Origin of the sequence: Micromonospora sp. ALFpr18c, assembly GCF_008868155.1 — a bacterium.
In the GTDB taxonomy this organism is placed as follows: Bacteria; Actinomycetota; Actinomycetes; order Mycobacteriales; family Micromonosporaceae; genus Micromonospora.
In genome coordinates this window covers 1-22,552 of the sequence record NZ_WBKR01000013.1, presented here as the reverse complement: position 1 = coordinate 22,552, position 22,552 = coordinate 1, and the positions used below count along the sequence as shown (strand labels likewise).

17 protein-coding genes and 1 pseudogene are annotated in these 22,552 nt (G+C 71.9%); 5 read left to right on the top strand and 13 right to left on the bottom strand.

Annotated features, from left to right (window positions below):
• Positions 1–27: 27 nt before the first annotated feature.
• The 4 genes from F8271_RS04770 to F8271_RS04755 form a co-directional block, all read right to left on the bottom strand.
• Positions 28–1,041: an SDR family NAD(P)-dependent oxidoreductase gene (locus F8271_RS04770; protein WP_151488419.1), complete on the bottom strand. Its 1,014-nt coding sequence runs from the start codon at positions 1,039–1,041 to the stop codon at positions 28–30.
• A gap of 92 nt (positions 1,042–1,133) precedes the next feature.
• Entirely contained in the window at positions 1,134–1,556 is a 423-nt protein-coding gene (locus tag F8271_RS04765; RefSeq protein ID WP_151488418.1) for an SgcJ/EcaC family oxidoreductase, read from the bottom strand.
• A 31-nt stretch (positions 1,557–1,587) separates the two neighbouring features.
• A complete protein-coding gene (locus F8271_RS04760) occupies positions 1,588–2,787 on the bottom strand; it encodes an acyl-CoA dehydrogenase family protein (protein WP_192580141.1) in 1,200 nt (399 codons plus the stop codon).
• Positions 2,788–3,025: 238 nt separating this feature from the next.
• The gene (locus tag F8271_RS04755; protein WP_151488446.1) at positions 3,026–4,042 is read right to left on the bottom strand and encodes an RNA polymerase subunit sigma-70; all 1,017 of its coding nucleotides are present in this window, start codon (positions 4,040–4,042) and stop codon (positions 3,026–3,028) included.
• Positions 4,043–4,340: 298 nt separating this feature from the next.
• Between F8271_RS04755 and F8271_RS04750 the strand changes: the two genes are divergently transcribed.
• A complete protein-coding gene (locus F8271_RS04750; RefSeq protein ID WP_151488416.1) occupies positions 4,341–5,735 on the top strand; it encodes an NAD(P)/FAD-dependent oxidoreductase in 1,395 nt (464 codons plus the stop codon).
• A 247-nt stretch (positions 5,736–5,982) separates the two neighbouring features.
• On the opposite strand, the gene F8271_RS04745 is transcribed toward F8271_RS04750, so the two are convergent.
• Positions 5,983–7,608, bottom strand: a complete 1,626-nt coding sequence (locus F8271_RS04745; protein WP_151488415.1) for an MFS transporter — start codon at positions 7,606–7,608, stop codon at positions 5,983–5,985.
• Positions 7,609–7,871: 263 nt separating this feature from the next.
• Between F8271_RS04745 and F8271_RS04740 the strand changes: the two genes are divergently transcribed.
• Positions 7,872–9,446 (top strand): 4-hydroxyphenylacetate 3-hydroxylase family protein, encoded by a 1,575-nt coding sequence (locus tag F8271_RS04740; protein WP_151488414.1) that lies wholly within the window; start codon positions 7,872–7,874, stop codon positions 9,444–9,446.
• A gap of 3 nt (positions 9,447–9,449) precedes the next feature.
• Here F8271_RS04740 and F8271_RS04735 read toward each other — a convergent pair whose 3' ends face one another.
• The 4 genes from F8271_RS04735 to F8271_RS04715 form a co-directional block, all read right to left on the bottom strand.
• Positions 9,450–10,766, bottom strand: a complete 1,317-nt coding sequence (locus F8271_RS04735; RefSeq protein ID WP_225854165.1) for a DUF4872 domain-containing protein — start codon at positions 10,764–10,766, stop codon at positions 9,450–9,452.
• A 264-nt stretch (positions 10,767–11,030) separates the two neighbouring features.
• Positions 11,031–12,386: an NAD(P)/FAD-dependent oxidoreductase gene (locus F8271_RS04725; protein ID WP_225854164.1), complete on the bottom strand. Its 1,356-nt coding sequence runs from the start codon at positions 12,384–12,386 to the stop codon at positions 11,031–11,033.
• An 80-nt stretch (positions 12,387–12,466) separates the two neighbouring features.
• Complete coding sequence (locus F8271_RS04720; RefSeq protein ID WP_151488411.1) at positions 12,467–12,700, bottom strand: hypothetical protein; 234 nt, start codon at positions 12,698–12,700, stop codon at positions 12,467–12,469.
• Between the two features lie 34 nt (positions 12,701–12,734).
• Positions 12,735–13,550, bottom strand: a complete 816-nt coding sequence (locus F8271_RS04715; protein ID WP_151488410.1) for a hypothetical protein — start codon at positions 13,548–13,550, stop codon at positions 12,735–12,737.
• Between the two features lie 315 nt (positions 13,551–13,865).
• Between F8271_RS04715 and F8271_RS04710 the strand changes: the two genes are divergently transcribed.
• Together F8271_RS04710 and F8271_RS04705 are read left to right on the top strand one after the other, a co-directional pair.
• Entirely contained in the window at positions 13,866–15,251 is a 1,386-nt protein-coding gene (locus F8271_RS04710; RefSeq protein ID WP_225854163.1) for an aspartate aminotransferase family protein, read from the top strand.
• A 101-nt stretch (positions 15,252–15,352) separates the two neighbouring features.
• Positions 15,353–15,934, top strand: a complete 582-nt coding sequence (locus F8271_RS04705; RefSeq protein WP_151488409.1) for a TIGR03086 family metal-binding protein — start codon at positions 15,353–15,355, stop codon at positions 15,932–15,934.
• Here F8271_RS04705 and F8271_RS04700 read toward each other — a convergent pair.
• Positions 15,918–17,138 carry a cytochrome P450 gene (locus F8271_RS04700; RefSeq protein ID WP_151488408.1) on the bottom strand — a complete coding sequence of 407 codons (1,221 nt, stop codon included), beginning with the start codon at positions 17,136–17,138 and terminating at the stop codon, positions 15,918–15,920. The two genes, F8271_RS04705 and F8271_RS04700, sit on opposite strands and share 17 nt — an antisense overlap.
• Positions 17,139–17,211: 73 nt before the next feature.
• Positions 17,212–18,459: a cytochrome P450 gene (locus F8271_RS04695; RefSeq protein ID WP_151488407.1), complete on the bottom strand. Its 1,248-nt coding sequence runs from the start codon at positions 18,457–18,459 to the stop codon at positions 17,212–17,214.
• Between the two features lie 280 nt (positions 18,460–18,739).
• Between F8271_RS04695 and F8271_RS04690 the strand changes: the two genes are divergently transcribed.
• Positions 18,740–19,924 carry an acyltransferase gene (locus tag F8271_RS04690; RefSeq protein ID WP_151488406.1) on the top strand — a complete coding sequence of 395 codons (1,185 nt, stop codon included), beginning with the start codon at positions 18,740–18,742 and terminating at the stop codon, positions 19,922–19,924.
• Positions 19,925–20,048: 124 nt separating this feature from the next.
• On the opposite strand, the gene F8271_RS04685 is transcribed toward F8271_RS04690, so the two are convergent.
• Positions 20,049–22,232 (bottom strand): molybdopterin-dependent oxidoreductase, encoded by a 2,184-nt coding sequence (locus tag F8271_RS04685; RefSeq protein WP_151488405.1) that lies wholly within the window; start codon positions 22,230–22,232, stop codon positions 20,049–20,051.
• Positions 22,233–22,385: 153 nt separating this feature from the next.
• A pseudogene (locus F8271_RS04680) lies at positions 22,386–22,552 on the bottom strand (abortive infection protein); the annotation flags it as partial.

Genomic DNA, 22,552 nt, shown 5'->3' with positions numbered 1-22,552 from the left:
ACCGCCGGCGTCGTCCGGCGTGGTGGGTCAGTCCGGCTGCGCGGCCTTCCCGGCCTGCCGGCGGGTGATCCGGCGGGTGCGGTGCAGCCACCGCGTGGCGTCCCGGATCGTCTCGGCGACCGCACGGGTCGGCGCCGGCGCGTCGCGGTCGGTCCGCACGTCGCAGTGGCAGGTGTAGACCGCGCCGTACTCCACCGGGATGTGCCAGGGCCAGACGCGTTGCAGCGCCGACGTGGCGGCTCCCACCGGCAGCACCGCCGCCGAGGGCAGGTAGGCCACCGGCAACCGGCGGCCGGTGACCGCGCGTACCGTCGCGACGAACTCGGCGGTGGACAGGTACCGGCCGGGCGCCAGTAGGCGGCGCGGTCCCAGCCCGGGGCGCAGGGCGGCGACGTGCAGGTCGGCGACGTCGCGGACGTCGCCGACCGGGAATCCGCCCCGCGGCCAGATGGGCAGCTGCCCGCGCAGCAGCGTCCGCAGCCGGTCGAGCTGGTCGCCCAGGTGCGGGTCGTGGGGCCCGAGGGTGGCCATCGGGTACGTGACGACGACCGGCGCGCCCGACTCCTGGTGCCGGCGAGCCACCTCCTCGGCCGCGGCCTTGGTGGCCATGTACCGCTCGCGTGGCCGGCCCACCGGCAGGTCGGTGTCGAGTGGGCGTCCCCCGGTCGGTGCCAGGGCGACGAACGACGACACGTGCACCACCGGGTCGGCACCCGCCTTGACGGCCGCGTCGAGGACCACCTCGGTGCCCCCGACGTTGACCTCCCGCATCCGCGCGTGCCGGCGGGTGTCGAAGGAGTAGACCGACGCGGCGTGCAGCACCGCGCCGCAGTCGTCGACCGCCCGGCGCACCGACTCCGCGTCGGTCACGTCCCCGACCACGGTCTGCACGTCCCGTCCGGTCAGCCCGAGCGGGCCGAGCGCGCGGTCCACCGCGTCGGGGTCACGGACCAGCAGCCGCACCGTGTGCCCGGCGCGGTGCAGGGCCGCAACCGTGTGCGACCCGATGAAGCCGGTGCCACCGGTGACCAGTATCCGCACGTTCGCTCTCCTCGCGTTCGCTGGTGGGCGGGTCGACAGGGCGACGGCGCCGGTCGGAGGGGGATTCCGACCGGCGCCGCCGTCGTGTCGGGTCAGCCGGCGTCGCGCGGGCTGTTCTGGTAGGCGGCGAGTCGCCAGCCCTCGTCGGTGCGCACCAGCAGCCACGAGGCGCGGATGGCGCGTTCGGCGGGCACCTCCGTCTCACCCGGGCCGAGGACGCCGCCCTCGGTGAGCAGGAGGGCCACGTCGGCGCCGAGGAAACGCACGTCGAAGGGCTGACCGGTCACCTGGGTGCCCTTGTACGGGCCGGCGAAGCCCTTGGCCATGAAGGCGCGGATGTCGTCGCGGCCCTTCTGGGTCAGGCCGGGCAGGATCATCGTGCCGTCGGCGGTGAACACGTCGGCGAAGGCGTCGGCGTCGTTCGCCGCCCACGCCTGCACGATGCGTCCGGGTACCGCGGCGACGGCGGCCTGGTCGTCGGCGGACACGTCCGGTGCGAGACTGTTCGTGGTCACGGGAGGGATCCTTCCGTCGTAGGGCACGTGCTCAGAGGTAGAGGGTGTTCGGGGCGAGTCCGCAGAGGATCCGCCCGTACAACTCCGCGTTGGTGGTGGGGTTCATCAGCGCGTGCAGGTTGATCGCCTGCACGTCGCGGGCGATCCGCTGGATGGGTACGTCGTTGTAGACCGACGAGCCGCCGCTGGCGAGGGCGAAGACGTCCACCGCCTCCTTCCCACGCCGGCACACCGCGCCGAGCTGGGCGCGGGCCCGGGCCCGCTCCTCGATCGTCCACGGCGAGCCGTCCAGGGCCCTGCCGTCGACCAGGGCGGCCAGTCGCTGCGCGTGGAACTCCGCCTCGTCGCTTCTCTGCACCGCGTCGGCCACCTGGTGGTGGGTGATCGGCGCGTCCTGCTGACGGTCGTAGTCGGTGTAGGTGATCTTGCGCTCGGGCAGCCGCTCGAAGAAGACCTCGCGGGCCGCCCGGGTCAGCCCGACGACACTGCCGACCGAGGAGGCCGAGGCGACCGGCAGCAGGGGAGACCGGTACATCGGCGACGCCGCGTTGGCCGTCGACGCGCTCTGCCCCTGCACGATGGCACCCAGCGGCAGCACCCGGTCCGCCGGGACGAACAGGTCCTGTGCGACAGTGCTGACGCTGCCGGTGCCGCGCAGGCCACCGGTGTGCCAGTCGTCGATGATCTGCAGGTCCGACATCGGCACCAGCGCCACGATCGGCATCGGCTCGCCCTGCGGGCTGAACTGCACGGCGACGATCTCCTGCCAGTGCGCGTGCAGCGCGCCGCTGATGAAACCCCACTTGCCGTTGACCACGACACCGCCGTCGGCCGGGGCGGCCGTGGCGGTGGGGCTCAGCGTGCCGCAGACCCGTACGTCGGGGGTCGAGAAGACCTCGTCCTGCACGTGGTCCGGAAAGAGGCCCACCATCCAGGTGGGGATCCAGTACACCGAGGCGACCCAGGCGGCGGAGCCGTCTCCCCGGCCCAGTTCCGAGGCGACCTCGACCAGCGTCCGGGTGTCCACCTCGTAGCCGCCGTACCGGACCGGCCGGCGCAACCTGAAGACGCCGGCGTCGGCCAGCGCGTCGATAGCCTCGTCGTGGACGCGGCGGTTCTCGTCGGACCAGGCCGCGTGCCCGCGCAGCACGGGTACGAGGTCGCAGGCGCGTCGGACGAGGTCCTCGGCCATCGGGACATCGGTGGTGAGCAAAGCACCCTCCTTGGACATGTCGGCTGGGCGGTGCGGGCGTCCCCGGTCGCCACGGCGGGCGTGTGCGGTGCGGGGCTGCTGCTCCACCGGGGACGGGCGCCGGTCGGCGCGGCCGGTCAACCCCGAGGATCACAGAGGCGGGATGTGCCCCGCATCTCCCCGAATGCGTTGCGGCCGGCGGTGCTCGGCCGCACGTCAGCGTGGTCGCCCGACCCGGCGCGGCGGGTGGGTGTCGCCCCTGCGCGGGGGCGATCGGTCACAGGGTCGTCGGCAGGCCGAACGCCGGGAACAGGTCCGGCTCGAAGGCCGTGATCTCGACGATCTTGCCGTCGGAGATCCGGAGCACCTCCAGCACCTGCGGGCGGAACGCGGTGTCACCCGGACGGCGTACGTAGTGGGCCGCCGCCGGCTGCCGGTTGGCCCGGGTCGGCACACTGCGCCATTGGCCGAGGTAGGCCGGCGAACCCGGGTCGAGCACGTCACGCAGGCTGGCCAGGAAGGCGGACCGCCCCCACCAGGCCGGATCGGGCATCCCCGGCACGCAGGGCACCGACATCGGCATGGTGATCCGGATGTCCTCGCGCAGCAGTTGGGCCATCGCACCCGCGTCGGCGCGCTCCAGCACCCCCATGTAGCGCTGCAGGAGCGCTCGTTCCTCGTCGGTCGGGTCCTCCGCGGGCGCCCACTCGATCCGGTGTGGCGGCAGGTGGTCCTTGAGGTTGGCCCGGGCCCGCTGCAGGGCGCTGTTGGCCGACGCGACGCTGACCTCCAGCAGCTCGGCCGCGTCGGCGGCGGGCCAGCCGAGGACGTCGCGCAGGATCAGCACGGCCCGCTGGCGCGGTGGCAGGTGCTGGATCGCGACCAGGAACGCCAACTCGATGGTCTCCTTGGCGACCACCGCCGCGTCCGGCTGGGCGTCGGCCGGCGCGGCCGGCTCGAGCAGCCGGTCCGGATAGGGCTGCAGCCAGTACACCTCGTCGGGTGTGGTGGAACGGGCGCCGCCCTCCGACAGCAGTGGGCCGCGGCCGGCCCGGGGCTGGCGGGGGTGGCGGCTGAGGAAGTCCAGGCAGGCGTTCGTCGCGATGCGGTAGAGCCAGGCGCGGAACGTGGACCGGGCCTCGAACGTGTCCCGTTTGCGCCAGGCCCGCAGAAACGTCTCCTGGACCTGGTCCTCGGCGTCCTCGAAGGACCCGAGCATCCGGTAGCAGTGGACCTGCAGTTCGCGGCGGTGGGTCTCGACCAGGCGGCCGAAGGTGACCTCGTCGAGGGGCATCGACGGGCCTGCCTCGAACTGGGTGGAGTTGACCTTGACAAGGCTCACGGATCGTGCCCCGCTCCCGACAGCAACTGCTCGATGACGGTCGGCCAGAACCGTAACACGGCCACGGTGTCGGTCAGCTCACCTTCGGTCACGTCGGGAACGTCCGTCACCCGTACCGCACGTCAAAGGATGCGACCGGCACCGGGTGACCGTGACGCTGGCCGTGCGGCCCGTGCGGCGACCGCCGCGGCGTCCCCGGCCCCGTCGCCGCCGGCCGATCGAACCGGTCGTCGTCAGGGAGGTTGCGGCAGTGAGTGAGATCGGTAGACGCGCCGTCGTGCTGGGCGGCAGCATGGCCGGCGTCCTCGCCGCCCGGGTGCTGGCCGAGTCCTACGGCGAGGTCCTGGTCGTCGACCGGGACACGCTGCTGGGCGTACGCGAGCCCCGCCGCGGCGCACCGCACACGGTGCACGCGCACGGCCTGCACGCCCGCGGTCACCTGAACATGGAGGAACTCTTCCCCGGCATCACCGACGAGCTGACCGCCGATGGCGTGCCGACCGGTGACCTCGGCGAGATGCGCTGGTTCTTCAACGCCCGCAAAATCCTTCCCGCCCGCACCGGCCTGGTCTCGGTGACCGCCCCCCGGCCGGTGCTGGAACACCACGTCCGCAGCCGGGTGGCGGCCCTGCCCAACGTGCGGTTCCTGGAGCAGCACGACGTCCTCGGCCTGACCACCACCGACGACCGGGAACGCGTCGTCGGTGTCCGGGTCCGCTCGCGCGCCACCGACGCCCAACCGCAGGAACTGGACGCCGACCTGGTGGTCGACGCCACCGGGCGCGGCTCGCGTACCCCGGCCTGGCTGGCGGAACTCGGTTACCAGCGGCCGGAGGAGGACCGGGTCAAGGTTGGGCTGGCCTACACCACCCGGCACTACCGGCTGCGTCCGGAGATGTTCGACGGCGTCCAGTCGATCAACCCGGTCGCGTCGCCCGCGCACCCCCGTGGCGCCTTCTTCGGGCAGGTCGGCCGGGACGTCTGCATCCTGTCGCTGACCGGGGTGCTCGGCGACCACCCGCCGACCGACCCCCAAGGCTTCCTCGCCTTCGTCCGTTCGCTGCCGGTGCCGGACGTCTACGACGCGGTGCGTGACGCCGAGGCGCTCGACGACCCGGTGTCGTTCACCTTCCCGGCGAGCGTCCGGCGGCGCTACGAGCGGCTGACCCGGATGCCCGACCGGCTCCTCGTCATGGGCGACGCGGTGTGCAGCTTCAACCCGGTCTACGGGCAGGGGATGAGCGTCGCGTCCATTGAGGCGCTGAAGCTGCGCGAGCACCTGCGGTTGGGACGACCGCCGCAGACGGGCGCGTTCATGGCCGACATGTCCCGCGTGATCGACACGCCGTGGGACATCTCCGCCGGCGGCGACCTGGACTTCCCGGGCGTGCAGGGCCGGCGCACGCTGCAGGTGCGGGTCGGTAACGCCTACATGGCCCGAGTGCAGTACGCGGCCACCAGGGACGCCCGGGTGACTGACGGCTTCATGCGCGTGGCCGGCCTGATCGACCCACCACAGGCGCTGATGCGGCCGTCGATGGTGCTGCGGGTGCTGCGACACGCGCCGCTGCGACCGGCCGCCCCGCCCGCCACCCCGGCACTGGCCACGCCCACGGCCGACACGGCGGCGCCACCGGCTGCCTGATCCCCGTCCACCGCCGGACACCGCCCCGGGCCGGAGCACCGGCCCGGGGCGCGACGTGTCCCGCCGGCCCCGGCATGTCCCGCCGGTGTCGCATGTCCCGCCGGCCCCGGCATGTCCCGGCGGTGTCGCATGTCCCGTCGGGCGCGGCTCGCCCGCCGCGCGGCATGGGGACGTCGAGCACGTACGCCGGCCGCCCCGGGCACCCGAGCGGGTGACCGGAGCGGCCGCGATACGAGGGGCCGGTGCGTCAGTGCACCGGCTGCGCCGAGTCGGCGGTCTCCGGTGCCGGCTTGGCCTCCTTCGGGGGCATGCCCGGCATCGGCATGTCACCGAGCGACGGCACGTGCCGCAACCCGAGGAACGCCACCACGGCCAGGGCGACGAAGACGAAGACGCAGACCAGCGCGACGGTGTTCAGGCCGCTGGTGAACGCCTCCCGGGCCGAGTCGAGCAGCGAACCCGCGGACGGGCCACCGACCTGCTCGGCCACCACGGTCGCACCCGCGATGCTCTCCTTGGCGGTGGCCGCGGCGTCCGCCGGCAGTTCGCCCGGGACGGTGACCTGACCCCGGTACGTGGCGGTGCCGATGAGGCCGAGGATGGCCACACCCAGGGCGACACCCAGCTCGCCGACGGCCGAGGAGAGCGACCCGGCGGCGCCGGCCTTCTCCGGAGGCGTGGAGGACATCACCAGGAACGGGGTCATCGGGCCGACGGACGCGCCACCGACGTAGACGATCGCCAGACCGACCAGCAGGGTGGTCAACCCGGCGGTGCTGCCCACCTGCGTCAGCACCACCATGCCGACCGCCGCGATCAGGGAGCCGCCGGTGAGCACGTACGCCGGACGGACCTTGCGGGCGATCGCCGGCGCCAGGTTGCCGACGACGATCATCACGAGGGACGGGATCAGCAGCAGGGTGCCGACCCGCACCGGGGTGAGCCCCTCGACCATCTGCATGTAGAGGCTGCCCATCAGACCGGCGCCGCCCATGACGAAGGCGATCATCAGGGCCATCGTCAGCGCCGTCGAGAGCGCGCGGATCCTGAACAGGCTCAGGTCCAGCAGCGGGTGGGCCAGCTGGGCCTGCCGGCGCAGGAAGACGACGAGGAAGACCAGCCCCGCGACGAGGGCGATCAGCGGCACCGGCTCCCAGCCGTTGCGCGCCAGCTCCTTGAGACCGTAGACGAACGGCAGGATGGCCAGCAGGGACAGCGCCACGCTGAACAGGTCCAGTCGGCCCGCGGTCGGGTCCTTCGACTCGGGGATCAGCACCGGGCCGGCGATCAGCAGCAGACCCATGATCGGGACGGCGAGCAGGAACACCGAGCCCCACCAGAACGCGCCCAGCATCAGGCCGCCGATCACCGGGCCGAGCACCACACCGGCCATCAGGGACGTACCCCAGAGGCCCATCGCGGCGCCCATCTGCTTCGGGTCCTTGAACATCGTCCGGAGCAGCGCGAGGATCGACGGGATCAGCGTCGCGCCGGCCACGCCGAGCAGGGCGCGGGCGATGATCAGCACGATCGTGGAGGTCGCGAACGCGGCCAGCAGCGACGCCGCGAGGAACGCCGCGCCACCGAACAGCAGGACCTTCTTGCGGCCGACCCGGTCACCGAGCGTCCCCATCGTGACCAGGAAACCGGCGATCAGGAACCCGTAGATGTCGGAGATCCACAACTGCTCGGTGCTGCTCGGCCCCAGATCAGCGGTCACGTGTGGCAACGCCAGGAACATGACGTTGAGATCCACCGTCGTCAACATGGTGGGCAGGCACATAACGGCCAGGCCGAGCCACTCCCGCCAGGTGGCCCGAGGAGCCACGGCCGGGGCGGCGGCTGCGCCCGCCTGCCCGTCGACTGTAGTCATGGTCTTGGTCCTCTCGATATCGGCCGCGCTGTCCTGCGGCTCACTGTTGAGACGGCAGGCCCGGGCAAAAGTCATCGCTCCCCGCGACTCCGGTGTCCCGGATCGTCCGACGCGACCACCGGCGTCTTCCCGGTTGCGCTCTGCGGCGTACCACCTTGTCCCGCTCTCCGGCGCTCACCATGCTGAATGCGGACCAGACAAGGCGCGACGGCTGCCCGGTCCGTCCCGCCCGGCGGCCTGCCCGGCCCGGCGAAAGGCGTTCCATGACCGAGTTGGTTGACCGTCCGACGACCGGCGTCCGCCGGACCCGCCCGATGACCGGTGACGAGTACGTCGAGTCCCTGCGCGACGGACGGGAGATCTACCTCTACGGCGACCGGGTCCGCGACGTCACCCGGCACCCCGCCTTCCGCAACCCGGTACGGATGACCGCCCGGCTCTACGACGCGCTGCACGACCCGCGGTCCCGTCCGGTGCTGACCACGCCCACGGACACCGGCAGCGAGGGCTGGACGCACCGGTTCTTCACCACCCCCCACTCCGCCGAGGATCTCGTCGCCGACCAGCAGGCCATCGCGGCGTGGGCCCGGTTGAGCTACGGCTGGATGGGACGCAGCCCGGACTACAAGGCCGCGTTCCTCGGCACGCTCGGCGCCAACGCCGACTTCTACGATCCGTTCGCCGACAACGCCCGCCGCTGGTACCGCGAGGCGCAGGAGAAGGTCCTGTACTGGAACCACGCCATCGTGCACCCGCCGGTGGACCGGTCCCGGCCGCCGGACGAGGTCTCCGACGTCTTCGTCCACGTGGAGCGCGAGACCGACGCCGGGGTGATCGTCAGCGGCGCGAAGGTCGTCGCCACCGCCTCGGCGCTGACCCACCACAACTTCCTGGCCCACTACGGCCTTCCGGTCCGCAAGCGGGAGTTCGCCCTGGTCGCGACCGTGCCGATGGACGCGCCGGGGATGAAGCTGATCTGTCGACCGTCCTACTCGGCCAGCGCCGCCGTCATGGGCAGCCCGTTCGACTACCCGCTGTCGTCCCGACTGGACGAGAACGACACGATCCTGGTGCTGGACAAGGTCCTCATCCCGTGGGAGAACGTGTTCATCTACGGGGACCTCGGCAAGGTGCAGATGTTCGCCGGCCGGTCCGGCTTCACCGAACGCTTCACCTTCCACGGCTGCACCCGCCTCGCCGTGAAACTCGAATTCATCGCCGGCCTGCTGGCCAAGGCCCTGGACACCACCGGGACGTCCGACTTCCGGGGCGTGCAGAGCCGGCTCGGGGAGGTGCTCGCCTGGCGCAACCTGTTCTGGGGGCTCTCCGACGCGGCCGCCCGCAACCCGGTGCCGTGGCACAACGGCGCGGTCCTGCCCAACCCGGCCTACGGCATGGCGTACCGCTGGTTCATGCAGGTCGGCTACGCCCGGGTACGGGAGATCGTCCTGCAGGACGTGGCCAGCGGCCTCATCTACGTCAACTCCAGCGCGGAGGACTTCGCCAACCCGGACCTGCGTCGCTACCTCGACAAGTACGTCCGCGGGTCGGGCGGCGTCGACGCGGTCGAGCGGGTCAAGCTGATGAAGCTGCTCTGGGACGCGGTCGGCTCCGAGTTCGGTGGCCGGCACGAGCTGTACGAGCGCAACTACGCCGGCAACCACGAGAACACACGGGTCGAGCTGCTCAACGCCCAGATCCTCGGTGGCGAACTGGACAGCTACAAGGCGTTCGTCGACAGGTGTCTGGGCGAGTACGACCTCGACGGCTGGCTGGTCGACGACCTCGACTCGTTCCAGGACCTGCGCGGGCTGCGCGACGTGCTGCGCGACCGGTAGGGCTCAGCCCACCACGTGGCGCAGCGCCCCGACGGCCTCCCGCTCGGTGTCGTAGACCGCCTGGATCTGCTCGGACAACCGGGGCAGGTCCGGCTCGGCGGGCGGCTTGCGGTCGTACTCGGCGATCAGGTCCCACAGCGTGTCGGCGGCCTCGGCGCGGTCGGCGACGGCCGGGTCGCCGGCCGCGACACCGGCGGAGATGGTGGCGACCAGCTCCCGCAGCCGGGCGTACTCGGGGACGTCCCAGGGCAGCGCCGTCTCGGCGATCTCGTGCCACAGCCGGGCGGACTGGCGGAACAGCTGCGCCGCGTCCGCCGCCGCGTCGGCGGAGTCGCCGAGCAGGGGCGCCGCCTCGTCCAGGAAGTCCGCGTAGAGGTCGCGCAGGTTGCCGCCGGTGAGCCCGGCCGGCTCGACGTGCTCCCAGACCGACAGCAGCGTGGTGGCCATCCCGGCCTTGCCGTACAACGTGGGCCAGCCCTTGGCGTTGCGCTCGTCGGTGACCAGGCGGCTCCACTTGCTCCACGCCGGCAACGCCACCGTGGCCGCCTTGGCGTCCAGGTGCGCGACGCAGTCGGCGATGCCGGCCCGTACGGCGTCGGCCAGGGCGTACGTCTCGGGCACCGTGTGCACCACGATCATGCGGTTCTTGGTGGAGCTGACCCGGGCCCGGGCCTCGGCGAGGATGTCCGCGTCGACGGTGAGCGGGGCGAGGTTGCGGTCGTCGACCCGGATGCCGTCGTCGGTGAGCGCGTACGCCACCAGGGGGCTGCGCCGGGCGCCGGCGAAGACCGGACGGCCGCGGCCGGCCAGGGCTGGTGCCGCGGGCAGGTGCCAGTACCCGACCAGCTGCCGGTCCGGTGCGATGAGGACCGGGTTGCCGTCGGTGAGCTGCTCGTGCAGCGTGGTGGCGGCGGCCTTGCTGCTGCCGGTCGTCTTCACCTGGTAGCCGACGCCGAGCCGGTCCATGGTGCGCTCGGCCCAGTCGTGAAACGTCCACCGGTACCGGAATCCCAGGAACAGGTTCGGCGTCTGCCCCTTGATCTCCCAGAGCATGTAGCCGGCTCCGAGGCCGCCGCCGACGCCGAGCAGCATCGCCTCGCTCAGGTGCGCCCCGGTGGCGTCGCCGCCGAGATGGGTCAGCACGTTGGTCACGTTGGAGGTCTCGGCGTGCAACCCGCCCCGTAGCGCCCAGCCGGCGTCGGTGACCGGCTTCGGCGACGTCCGGGCGCCGGACAGGCCGGCACGCGCGGTCGCGTAACTCTCGCCGGTCCGGGCCATCCGGGTGCGGATCCGGGCTTCGCTGGGCTTGCGGGTGGTCATGGTCCCCCCTCGGGCGAGCTGTCGCTGGTGGCCGACGGGGCGGCCGGGTACGCCGCCGGGCGCCCCGGATCCGCCGGCGCCCGGCGCGCCCGGTCGACGCCTCGTCGGAGGATACGTGCTCCCGGCGGGCGTCGGGGGCGGTTCGACACGCGCCGACCACCACGACGAACGGACCCCGTCCCTGGTGGGACGGGGTCCGGCGGGCCGGCGTACCGGCGGTGTCGGTCACACCGGGAAGCGACCAGGCCCCGGGTGACCGGCGGGTCAGATCCGCCCGCCGAGCAGCGGCATCTCGGCCCGCGAGTGACGCATCACCCGCCAGACCACGCTCGGGCGCAGCAGCGCCTCCAGCGGGTCGACCAGACCGGCGGAGCGCATGAACGCCTCGGTGAGGCTGGCGTCCTTGGTGGCGGCCAGGTGCAGCCGCTTCATGTAGGCGTGCAGCAGCTGCACCTTGCGGGTACGCCGGCCCTCGACGTCGGGGAACGTCAGGTTGATCGCCTCGGTCATCTCCCAGGCCGGGTCGATGATCCGTCCTACCGTGCGCATGAACTCCTTGGACCGGGGGGCCTGGCCCGTGCGCAGCAGGTCCCGCAGCGCCAGCGCCTCCAGGGCGGCGAGCGTCTGGGCCTGCGCGAACACCGGATTCGGGGTGCAGACCGCGTCGCCGAGCACCAGCAGGCCGTCGGGGAAACGGGACATCAGCTCGTAGCGCCGGCGCAGCGTGGTGGGGAACTTGAACAGCACCGGGTCGTCGAGCGGCTCGGCGTCGGAGATGCCCTCGTAGATCTCCGGGGCGGACAGCGACTTGACGAACTGGTTGAAGCCCTCCGGGTCGGTGGGCGGGTGGTCGCCCATGATGCCGTAGGTGGTCAGCTCGACCCTGCCGCCGTCGGACTTGGTGAAGATGGCGCCGCGGGGGTTGTCCGGCGACGCCACCGAGATGATCGAGTGGCTGGTGCCGAACGGGTCGTGGCGCAGCTTGTAGTGCCGGGTGACGTAGCCGAGCCCGATCTTCGTGCCCTCCTCCGGCACGCGCTGGTAGCCCTGCGCCTCCAGCCAGACCGGGGTACGCGAGCCCCGCCCGGTGGCGTCGACGACGAGGTCGGCGGTGAGTGTCTCCTCGCGGTTGCCCTCGCCCTGACGCTGCACCCGCGCGCCGATGACCCGGGACTTGTCCGTGCTGAACACCAGGCCGGTGATGTCGGTGCGCTCCATGAAGGTGACGTTCTTCAAGGCGGCGATCCGCCGCCGCACGTGCGCCTCCATGACCGGTCGCCGGGCGGCGACGCAGGTCAGGCCGGCCCGGGTCTGGGCCAGCGGCCTGCCGTTCATGTACCACTTGACCGTGCCGGCCAGGTCGGTCAGCGGGCAACCGGCGGTGACCATCTGGGCGGTGATCTCGGGGAACAGGTCTTCCATCGCCCGGGAGCCCCGGGCGATGAGGCCGTTGATGTGCCGGCCCTGCGGCGCGCCCCGCCGCGCGTCCCAGACGTCGATCAGCTCGTCGCGGTCGACCAGGACGACCTCCCGGTAGCCTTCGCTGAGCGCGCTGGCGGCGAACAGCGCGGTGATGCTCCCGCCGAGCACCACCACGCGATTTCCAACTTCGGAACCCACGGCTACCATCTCCTACCTGTCGAGCGAAACCGGGGAAGCTGTCAACGGTTCTGCGCGGCCTCCCCGCCAATGCCATTTCCTCATTCGTCGAAAGAGGACGAGGAATCTGGCCGGGTGAGGCACTGCGCCTCAATCGGGGAAATGGTGGTGAACCGCTGGTCAGCAATCTCCGAGAATGGCGTGCCGACTGTTTTTCGCCTTATCGGCCACGAGGTAATGGTGGCATTCAACGGCAGGGCGGGCATCTTCTGTGTTGCCCCGGTCGGTGCGTCCGCGGCCGAGAGCGGCCCGACCGCGGACACGACCGTGCCCACGCCCGCAGCGGGCGTGGGCACGGAAGGGGTGGGTTCAGGAGAGACCGCGTGCGGTGGCCAGCCGGTGGAAGTTCGCGGCCATCTTGTTGGCCGTGGCCGGGTCGGTGACGATGCCGTAGTACAGCACGTTGCCCATCACCACCATGACGATGTGCTTGAAGCGGTCGATCCCCCCGTCCGGGCCGACCGCACCGTAGAACGTCTTGAGCACGTCGGTGCCGGCCTTGTCCTTCTGCGGCGGGAAGGTGATCCGCTGGATCAGGCCCTTGGTCTCGGCGCCGGCCAGGGGTGGCGTCTGGAAGTCGACGTTGCTCAACGTGCCGGGGACCTTGCCGTCCAGCGTGATGTCGCCCTTGGCGCACGCCGTCGCGGCCTTGTGCATCGCCTCCAGCTTCGGACCCTCCGGCAGCTCGACCACGAACTGCGCGAAGAAGTTGTCGTGGCCCAGGTTGTGGTCCTTGCCCACCGGGCTCGCGGTGTTGAACTGCATGTACCCGTTCAGGCCGGCGATGCTGGCCGCCGGCGCGGTCTGCAGCGGGGTGCTGGCGGCGTCGCCGATGGTCACGTAGTTCACGCACGAGTCCGGAGTGAAGGCCATCCCCTTCGGAGGCGCCAGCAGCGACTTCTCCGCCACCTGCTTGAAGTCGAAGGTCAGCACCTCGTCCTTGCTCTGGTCCTCGTGCGGGTTGGTCAGCAGGTCCTTGAGGTCGGCCGGCGCCTTCGGTGTCGCCGGGGCCGGCGCCTCGGCCTTGGCGTCGCTGCCGCCCGAGCCGCCGTCGGCGCAGCCGGCGGTGAGCACCAGCAACACCGCGGCCACCGCCGTGGTTATCTTTCCGCCCCGTACAGGCATCTTTCCCCCCATCCTGGTAAATGCGGTGTCCATTCCGCTCTGTGTCGGCACCGTCATCTCGAACGCGTACGGTAATCAGCGGCCCCGCCGGCTTGCATCTTCCAGAATGCTTATTTCCCCGGCCCGGTCGCCGCCGCGACCGTGACCGGCGCTGCGCACGCCGGAAGATGTTCGGGCCCCGACCGGCTGCCATTGTTTCGGGGAGTCCACCGCCCGGCCGGCCGGTGCGGTAGCGCCCACAGTGGACCCTGCCCGCGCGGTCGTCGCCACCACGTTCCGGGAAGCCCGCATCGTCTGCAACGAGGGAGTAGTCACGTGACGATTTCTACGTCCAGAGCCGGGCGCGCCGTGTCCGGTGCCGAGCTGGGGGAGTTGGACAAGCGCTACGTCCTGCACTCGCACCAGCGCGACCAGCGGCCGTTCCGCCGCATGATCGTGCGCGGCGTCGGCTCCACCGTCTGGGACGCCGAGGGGCGGGAGCTGCTCGACATGCTCGGCGGCGGCATCTGGGTCGCCCAGGTCGGCCACGGCCGCCGGGAGCTGGCCGAGGCGGCCGCCGCGCAGATCACCGAGCTGGCCCACTTCACCAGCTTCTTCGAGTTCGGCAACGACAAGTCGGCGCTGCTCGCCCAGCGCCTGGCCAACCTCGCGCCGGGCGACGTCAACCGCGTCTTCTACACCTCGGGTGGCTCCGAGGGTGTGGACACCGCCATCAAGCTGGCCCGGCTGTTCCACCACCGGCGCGGGCAGACCGAGCGCAACTGGATCATCGCCCGGCACTTCGGGTACCACGGCGCCACGCTGGGCGGCGGCACCGCGACCGGCATCCCGGACATGCAGGTCGGCGTCGGCCCGAACCTGCCGCACGTGGAGAAGGTCACCCCGCCGTACCCGTACCACAGCGAGATGTACGGCGGCGCGGACCCGACCGACTTCCTCCTGCGGGAGCTGGAGGCGACGATCGAGCGACTGGGGCCGGAGAACGTCGCCGCGATGATCGGTGAGTCGATCCTCGGCGGCGGCGGCGTGATCGCGCCGCCCTCCGACTACTGGCCGCGGGTGCGCGAGCTGCTCACCGGCTACGGCATCCTGCTGATCGCCGACGAGGTGATCACGGCGTTCGGGCGTACCGGCGCCTGGTTCGACTCCGCCGAGCGCGGCATGGACGCCGACATCATCGTCACCGCGAAGGGCCTGACCAGCGGCTACCTGCCGCTGGGCGCGGTGCTGATGCGCGACCGGGTGGCCGACGTGATGGCCGCCGGGGAGGCCAGCTTCTTCCACGGCCACACCTACTCCGGTCACCCGACCGCCTGCGCGGTCGCCCTGGCCAACCTGGACCTGCTGGAGAACGAGGGGCTGCTGAAGCGGTCCCTGGAGATCGGCGACTGGCTGCGCGCAGGGCTGGCGCCGGCCGCGGCGCTGCCGGCCGTCGGCGAGGTCCGGGTCGAGGGCGCCACCGTCGGCATCGAGCTGGTCAGCAACCCCGAGACGCGGGAGCCGGTCGCGCCGGACCTCGCCCTCGCCGTCGCCGACGAGCTCTACGAGAACCACCGGGTCATCACCCGCAACTACGGCCCGACGCTGGTGCTCTCCCCGCCGCTGGTCCTCGACGACCAGCAGGCCAAGCGGGCGTCCTCGGCGATCGTGGACGTGCTGTCCCGGCTGGACGTCAAGGCCGGCAAGGTCAACCCCAGTTGACCGATCCCGATCCCCGGTGCCCGGTAACGGCTGTCCCCGCCGATGCCGGGCACCGGCGCGTGTGGACCGTCCCGACACCGGACGCGTCCTATAGTGCCGGGATGGACGAGGTCGCGGACCGGTACGTGCGGCGCGTGGAGACCTTCGCCCGCGCCGCCGCGACGGTGCCGGACACCGGCTGGGGCGCTCCGACGCCCTGCGGGGACTGGACGGTACGGGACCTGGTGGCCCACGTCGCCGAGATGAACCTCATCCACTTCGGCCGGGTCGGGGTGACACCACGGCCGGTGCCGTCGCTGGCCGAGGACCCGTCCGGGGCGTGGCACGCGATCCGGGAGCAGGTCCAGGCCGCGCTCGCCGACGTCGACGTCGCCGGCGCACGGGTCGGCGGACGGCTCGGCGACTGGACGTACACGCAGGTCGTCGACCGGGCGATCGGCATGGAACTGGTGGTGCACCAGTGGGACCTGGCTCGCGCCCTCGGCTGGCGGGCCCGCATCGACCCGGCCGACGTGGATCACCTCTGGCACACCATCGAGCTGGTCGGCGAGGAGGAGGTCCGGTTCGGTTTCGGGCCGGCGGTCCCGCCCCCGGACGACGCCGACGCGCAGGCCCGCCTCCTGGCGTACCTGGGCCGACACGACGACGGCCGTCGAGGAGCCCCGCTCAGGGGCGCGGCGTGAACGTCACCGGCAGCCGCTCCAGACGGTGCAGGACGAAGCTCGCCTTCCACGTCAGGTCGTCGGCCGGTACGGCGAGCGCGAGGCCCTCCAACCGGCGCAGGACCGTCTCGAACGCCACCTCGCCCTCCAGCTTGGCCAGCGGCGCCCCGAGGCAGAAGTGGATGCCGTGGCTGAAGCTGAGGATCTGCCCCTTGTTCTCGCGGCGCACGTCGAGCCGGCCCGGGTCGGTGAAGACCGACGGGTCGTGGTTCGCCACCGCGGCGGCGATCACCACGTGCTCGCCGGCACGGATCTCGAAGCCGCCGATCTCCAGCGGCTCCCGGGCGAAGTGGTAGGTCACGCAGGAGACCGGGCTGTCGTAGCGCAGCAGCTCGTCGACCGCGTTCGGCATCAGCGTCGGGGTGGACCGCAGCAGCTCGGCGGCGTCGGGGTGACGCAGCAGCGCCAGCAGCCCGTTGGCCACCAGGTTGACGGTTGTCTCGAAGCCGGCGCTGAGCAGCAGCAGCGCGTTGGAGCGCAGCTCCAGGTCGCTGAGCCGGTCGTCCTTCTCCTGCGCGGCGATCATGGCGGAGATCAGGTCGTCGCGGGGATCCTGGCGGCGTAGCTCGACCAGGTCGCCGAGGTACTGGTCGAACCAGGTGCCGGCGGCGATGATGGAGTCGAAGCTGGCGGAGGCGTTGATCCCGGTGAGGGTCTCGGCATGGTGCTCGAACTCGGCGCGGTCCTCGAACGGGACGCCGAGCATCTCGCTGATCACCGCGATCGGCAGTGGCAGCGCCAGGTCCCGGACGAGGTCCGCCTGCCCCTGCGCGAGCACGGCGTCGAGCAGCCGGTCGGTGATCTCCTGGATCCGTGGCTTCATCTGCTCGACCCGGCGGCGGGTGAACGCCTTGGACACCAGCCGCCGCAGCCGCGCGTGGTCCGGCGGGTCCGCGAAGAGCATGTGCCGGGAGAGCGGGTAGTCGTCGCTGGCCAGCGGGTGGTACTTGTGCAGCTCCGGATCGGCGGCCTCGACACTGCGGACCAACCTGGGGTCGGACAACGCCTCCCGCGCCTCGCGGTTGCCGGTGACCAGGACGGAGGGCATGCCGTCCGGCAGGGTCACCCGGTGAACCGGGCGTCGCTCGCCCAACTCGGTGAGCAGCGCCAACGGGTTGGCGAACACCTCGGTGCTCAGCGCGACCGCGCCGTCTGGGTTGTGCATCGGACTCCTCGTGGACTGCGGCGGGTGGGCAGGTCGTCGGGCGGGGCGCCCGGTGTGGCGGTCGGAGGGCGGCTCACCAGACGATGGGCAGGCAGGCCAGGCGCTGGACGTCCCCGCTCTGGAAGGTGGGGATCTGCGCGGCCGGCACCGCGAGCCGGAGGTCGGGCAGCCGCCGCACCAGGGCGCGGAACGCGATGTCCAGCTCCAGCCGGGCCAGGTTGTGCCCCAGGCAGTGGTGGATGCCGTAGCTGAAGGCGAGGTGGTTGGACGGCGGCCGGGTGACGTCCAGGGTGTCCGGGTGACTGGTGACGGTCGGGTCGAGGTTGGCGCCGGCGAAGCTGACCAGAATGCCGTCTCCGGCCCGGATCACGTGTCCGCCGATCTCGATGTCCTCCACGGCCACCCGGGCGAGCTGTTCGACCAGCGAGATGTGGCGCAGCATCTCCTCGACGGCGCCGGGCACCAGGTCGGGGTCGGCCACCAGGCGCTGGTACTGGTCCGGGTTCTCCAACAGGGCCAGGGTGCCCAGCCCGATGATGCTCGAGGTGGTGATGGTGCCGGCGACCAGGATCGCCATCGCGAAGGAGACCAGCTCCTTCGGGGTCAGGGTGCCCTGGGAGACCTGCCCGGCGATGAGGTCGTCGATGAGGCCGGTGGCCGGTTGCGCCTGCCGCGCCTCGACCAGGCCGGTCAGGTACGCGGTCAGCCACTCCATCGCCTCGTCGGCCCGTTCCGGCTCGAACAGGTCGCGGGTCAGCGGCTCGAAGATGGCCCGGTCGGCGTACGGCACGCCGAGGTAGGCGCAGACCACCCGGGTCGGCACCGGGGTGGAGAAGGTGGACACCAGGTCGCCGGGCGATCCCTCGTCGATGAGGGCGTCCAGGCACTCCTCGACGATGCGCTCGATCTCGGGGCGGAGCACCGCCACCCGCCGCACCGTGAACCGTGGCACGAGCATCTGCCGCTGCCGGGTGTGCTCCGGGGGGTCCACCCCGAACAGGGCACCGGCGAAGCCGCCCTCCTCCTCCTTGGCCATCTCGCGGGTCGCCCGCATCCGGGTGTGGCGTTCGTCCATCACCGGGTAGTTGGGGAAGTCCGAGCGGTTGCAGACCCGGCGGTCGGCGAGCAGGGCGCGGGCCTCGGTCGGCCCGGTGATGAACCAGGCGACCTTGCCGTCGTACAGCCGGACCTTCGAGATCGGTCCAGGCTCACGGAGCCGGGCGGTCTCCGGCGACGGCCGGTACGGGCACTCCCGGGGAATCGGGTAGCTCGGCAGCTCCGCCGAGCCCGGCTCCGATGTGGTCTTCGTTGGCACGGCCATGGCCACCCCTCGTGAGGAAAGGCGGAACTCCTCGTCCCGCGGACGGCGCGGTCTGCTGCTGACACGACGCTGTCAACCGTCTCGTCCCTCGGCTGGCCTGCGCATCCTCCGGATTGCGATGGGCGGTGCGGGTGCCCGGTCCGGCCGGCCGCACCCACCCGCAATTCCGCAATTCGAGAGAACTGGCGAGGGATCCACGTTGCTAGATTGCCGGCAACGCAAATGCCAGTCGCGTTAGCCGTGTAGACAAGCCTGGCGCCTGGAAAGGACGGCCGCGAATATGACAGCGATAGACGAGGCGGCGACGCAGGCAAAGGAGTCCGTTCCGACGAGACTCCCATCCCTGACCGCACTGCGCATCATCGCCGCGAGTCTGGTGTTCATCGGGCACGGGCTGATCTACCCGATGTTCCGCAACGACGACGTCAACGAGGTGTACGGCATCCTCGCCCACAACACCGGCTCGGTCGGCGTCGCCTTCTTCTTCGTCCTCAGTGGTTTCGTCCTCACCTGGTCGGCCCGGTCGACCGACACCACCGGATCGTTCTACCGCCGACGCTTCTTCAAGATCTTTCCCAATCACGTGGTGGTCTATCTCGGCGTGCTGGCGCTGATGCTGGTCGCCGGTCTGCCGGTCATGCTCGGGCCGACCCTGGCCAGCCTCCCGCTCATCCAGGGCTTCCTCCCGGACCCGAACTACCACCTGTTCGCCGTCAACGGCGTCACCTGGTCGCTCTCGGTCGAGCTGCTGTTCTACGCGCTCTTCCCGGCACTGCTGCCGCTGGTGAACCGGATCCGGCCGCAGCGGCTCTGGCTCACCGCCGGGCTGTTCACCGCCGGCGCGATGCTGCTGCCGGTGATCGCCCGAGCGGCGCTGCCGGACTCGCCGCTGAGCCCGATGTCGACCACGCTGAGCTGGACCGAACAGTGGTTCGTCTACTTCTTCCCGCCGGCGCGACTGTTCGAGTTCCTGGTCGGCATGGTGATGGCCCGGATCCTGATCTCGGGTCGCTGGATCGGGTTGCGTCCCCTGCTGCCGGCGCTGCTGCTGGTGGTGGTCTACGCGGCGACCGTGCCGCTGAGCCTGATGGACGGCTACCAGTCGGTGCTGCTCGTGCCGATGGCCCTGCTGATCACCGCCGCCGCGGCGGGCGACGTGGCCGGGCGCGGATCACTGCTGAACAACCGGCCGATGGTGTGGCTCGGCGAGATCTCCTACGCCTTCTTCCTGGTCCACGTGCACGTCCTGTTCCTGCTGCACGCCGCGGTGAACGGTCAGCTCGGCGTGCGGGCGGCGTATCAGCCGTACCAGTTCGACACGGTCACCGGCATCGCGTTCCTGGTGGGCGTCTACCTGGTCTGCATCCTCGTCTCCTGGGTGCTCTACACCCTCGTCGAACGGCCCGCGATGCGGCTCTGGGCGTACCCCCGACGCGGCGAGCGTGCTCCGGCCGTACCCCGTTGACCCCGCCGCCGGCCCCGGCCGGCCGGTGGACGATCCCCGGTGGGTGGCAGCGTCGCCAACCCGCCGGGGATCCGCCCGTCGACGCGCCCCCGCCGGATCGGGCGGGGGCGCCGCGCTGTGCGGGTCAGTCGGCCGGCGCCAGCGCCGGCGCGACGGTCACCGGCACCCCGCTGAACACGGCGTTGCCGGACAGCACGTCCACGACCGTCTCGTCGGTGAGCGCGTTGGCGTTCACCCCGGGGTCCAGGGCCGCCAGCCGTTGTCCGGTCCGGCGGTGCCCCCAGCCGTGCGGCAGGCTCACCACGCCGGCCATGACCGTGTCGTTCGCCTCGACCGCGACGACCACCTCGCCGGCGGCGGACCGGACGACGGCATGCCCGTCGAGCCCGAGCCGGGCCACGTCGGCCGGGTTGACGTGCAGGGTGCAGCGGTTGCTGCCGCCCACCAGGGTGGAGGTGTTGTGCAGCCAGCTGTTGTTCGAGCGCAGTTGACGGCGGCCCACGAGCAGGAACTCCGGCTGCGGCCCGGCGAAGCGGGCCCGCAGGCGCGCCACGTCCGCCGTCAGCTGCGGCGGGGCCAGCTCGACCCGCCCCGAGGCGGTGCGCAGCAGCTCCGGCAGGCGCGGCTCCAGCGGACCCAGGTCGATGCCGTGCGGGTTGGCCCGCAGCTTCTCCAGCGACAGGTCGTACGGGCCGAGCCGCAGCATCGCGTCGAGCATCAACTCCGGGCCGCTGTCACCGGTCAGCTCGGCGCGCAGCTGCGCCACGTCCGCGCCGGCCAACGGTGAGCCCGGTACGGAGGTGCCGCCGCGCAGCACCGCGTCGAGGATCGCCTCGTCGGCCAGCGCCGGGTCGGCGTCGGCGCCCTGACCGGAGATGATCAGCAGCAGCCGGGCCATGATCTCGGCCTCGGACGGCTGGCCCGGTGCCAGCGGCAGGATCTGCGGCGAGAACCGGGTGTAGTTGCGGACCGTCACGATCAGCAGCAGGAAGTCGTAGTGCGGCATCTGGAGGATCCGCGGCGGCGGCAGGATGACGTCCGCGTGCCGGGTGGTCTCGTTGAGGTACGGGTCGATCGCGACCATGAAGTCCAGGTCGGGCAGCGACCGGTCGAGCCGTGGCCCGTTCGGCGCCGAGAGCACCAGGTTGCCGGCGATGCAGACGAACCCGCGGATCCGCCCCTCGCCCAGGCTGTCGATCTCGTCGGCGAGGGTCGCCACCGGGATCTCCCCGAGCACCTCCGGCAGCTTGCGGACCCGGCTGTGCCAGCGGCCCGTGGCGAACGGCTGCCCGGTGCGGAAGATCTCCAGCGCCGCCGTCCGGGTGAACATCACCCCGCCGGGGCGGTCGAAGTTGCCGGTCAGGATGTTCACCACGTCGACCAACCACTGGGCCACCGTGCCGAACTCCACGGTGGACGTACCCACCCTGGTGTAGACGGCGGCGGTGGGGGCCGCGGCCAGGTCCCGGGCGAACCGCCGGACGTCGGCGGCGCCGACCCCGCAGACCGGGGAGACCGCCTCCGGGCTGAACTCGGCGGCCAGCGCGCGCATCTCGTCGAGCCCCTCCACCTCGATGTCGACCCGGGTCAGCCCTTCGGCGAACAGCGTGTGGACGATCCCGAGGAGCAGGAACGCGTCGGTGCCGGGTCGGACCGGCAGGTGCTCGTCGGCGAACGCCGCGGTCCGGGTCCGGCGCGGGTCGACCACGACGACCCGGCCACCCCGTGCCCGCAGCGCCCGCAACCGGCCGGCGAAGTCCGGTGCGGCGCAGAGCGAACCGTGCGACTCCAACGGATTCGCCCCGATGATCAGCAGGTGGTCGGTCCGGTCCACGTCGGGCACGGCGATGGCGAAGGGGTCGCCGAACATGTAGCCGGTCGAGACGTGCTTCGGAATCTGGTCGATGGTGCTGGCGGAGAAGATGTTGCGGCTGCCCAACGCCTGGGTCAGCGGCTCGCGGTACATGAAGCCCGCCATGGTGTGGTAGGTCGGGTTGCCGAAGTACACGGCGAGCGCCTCGCGGCCGTGCTCGGCGATCACCCCGCTCAGGCCCTCGTCGACCCGGCGGAACGCCTCCTCCCAGGTCACCTCCCGCCACTGGTCCCCGTCGCGCACCATCGGCGTGCGCAGCCGGTCCGGGTCCTCGTCGAGCCGGCCGAGGCTGGCACCCTTCGGGCAGACGTACCCGCCGCTGAACGGGTCGTCGGGGTCACCCCGGACGGCGGTGACGTGGTCGTGGTCGTCGAGGGTAAGCCGCAGGCCGCAGACGGCGTCGCAGATCGGGCAGGTCCGGTGCGCGGTTCGCATGGTGCTCCCTGAGGGGTCGGGCCCGGCGCCGACGGTGGGACGCCGGTCGGCCGGGGGACCATCGAGGTCCCCCGGCCGGGTGCCGACGCGGACGCGCGGGCTGCGGTGACGGTGGGTTGTCGGGCCGGACGGTGTCCCGGTCGGCCGGGAGGGTCAGCGGCGGGCCGCCTGGAAGCCGAGGTGCGCGTAGTGGTCGGCGACCGCGTGGAAGGACTCCTTCGGTTCGACCCGGTAGGTCGAACTCGTGTCGGCGAAGTCGTCCCGGATGGTCTTGACGATCGCCATGCTGGCGGTGTCCAGGTCGAGGCGGGGGTCGGGGG

Bases quoted from the DNA above. Each gene is read 5' to 3' on its own strand.
- F8271_RS04695 (WP_151488407.1), bottom strand. From the start codon at position 18,459: ATGGCCGTGCCAACGAAGACCACATCGGAGCCGGGCTCGGCGGAGCTG.
- F8271_RS04700 (WP_151488408.1), bottom strand. From the start codon at position 17,138: ATGCACAACCCAGACGGCGCGGTCGCGCTGAGCACCGAGGTGTTCGCC.
- F8271_RS04745 (WP_151488415.1), bottom strand. From the start codon at position 7,608: ATGACTACAGTCGACGGGCAGGCGGGCGCAGCCGCCGCCCCGGCCGTG.
- F8271_RS04690 (WP_151488406.1), top strand. From the start codon at position 18,740: ATGACAGCGATAGACGAGGCGGCGACGCAGGCAAAGGAGTCCGTTCCG.
- F8271_RS04740 (WP_151488414.1), top strand. From the start codon at position 7,872: ATGACCGAGTTGGTTGACCGTCCGACGACCGGCGTCCGCCGGACCCGC.
- F8271_RS04685 (WP_151488405.1), bottom strand. From the start codon at position 22,232: ATGCGAACCGCGCACCGGACCTGCCCGATCTGCGACGCCGTCTGCGGC.
- F8271_RS04715 (WP_151488410.1), bottom strand. From the start codon at position 13,550: ATGCCTGTACGGGGCGGAAAGATAACCACGGCGGTGGCCGCGGTGTTG.
- F8271_RS04760 (WP_192580141.1), bottom strand. From the start codon at position 2,787: ATGTCCAAGGAGGGTGCTTTGCTCACCACCGATGTCCCGATGGCCGAG.
- F8271_RS04755 (WP_151488446.1), bottom strand. From the start codon at position 4,042: ATGCCCCTCGACGAGGTCACCTTCGGCCGCCTGGTCGAGACCCACCGC.
- F8271_RS04735 (WP_225854165.1), bottom strand. From the start codon at position 10,766: ATGACCACCCGCAAGCCCAGCGAAGCCCGGATCCGCACCCGGATGGCC.
- F8271_RS04705 (WP_151488409.1), top strand. From the start codon at position 15,353: ATGGACGAGGTCGCGGACCGGTACGTGCGGCGCGTGGAGACCTTCGCC.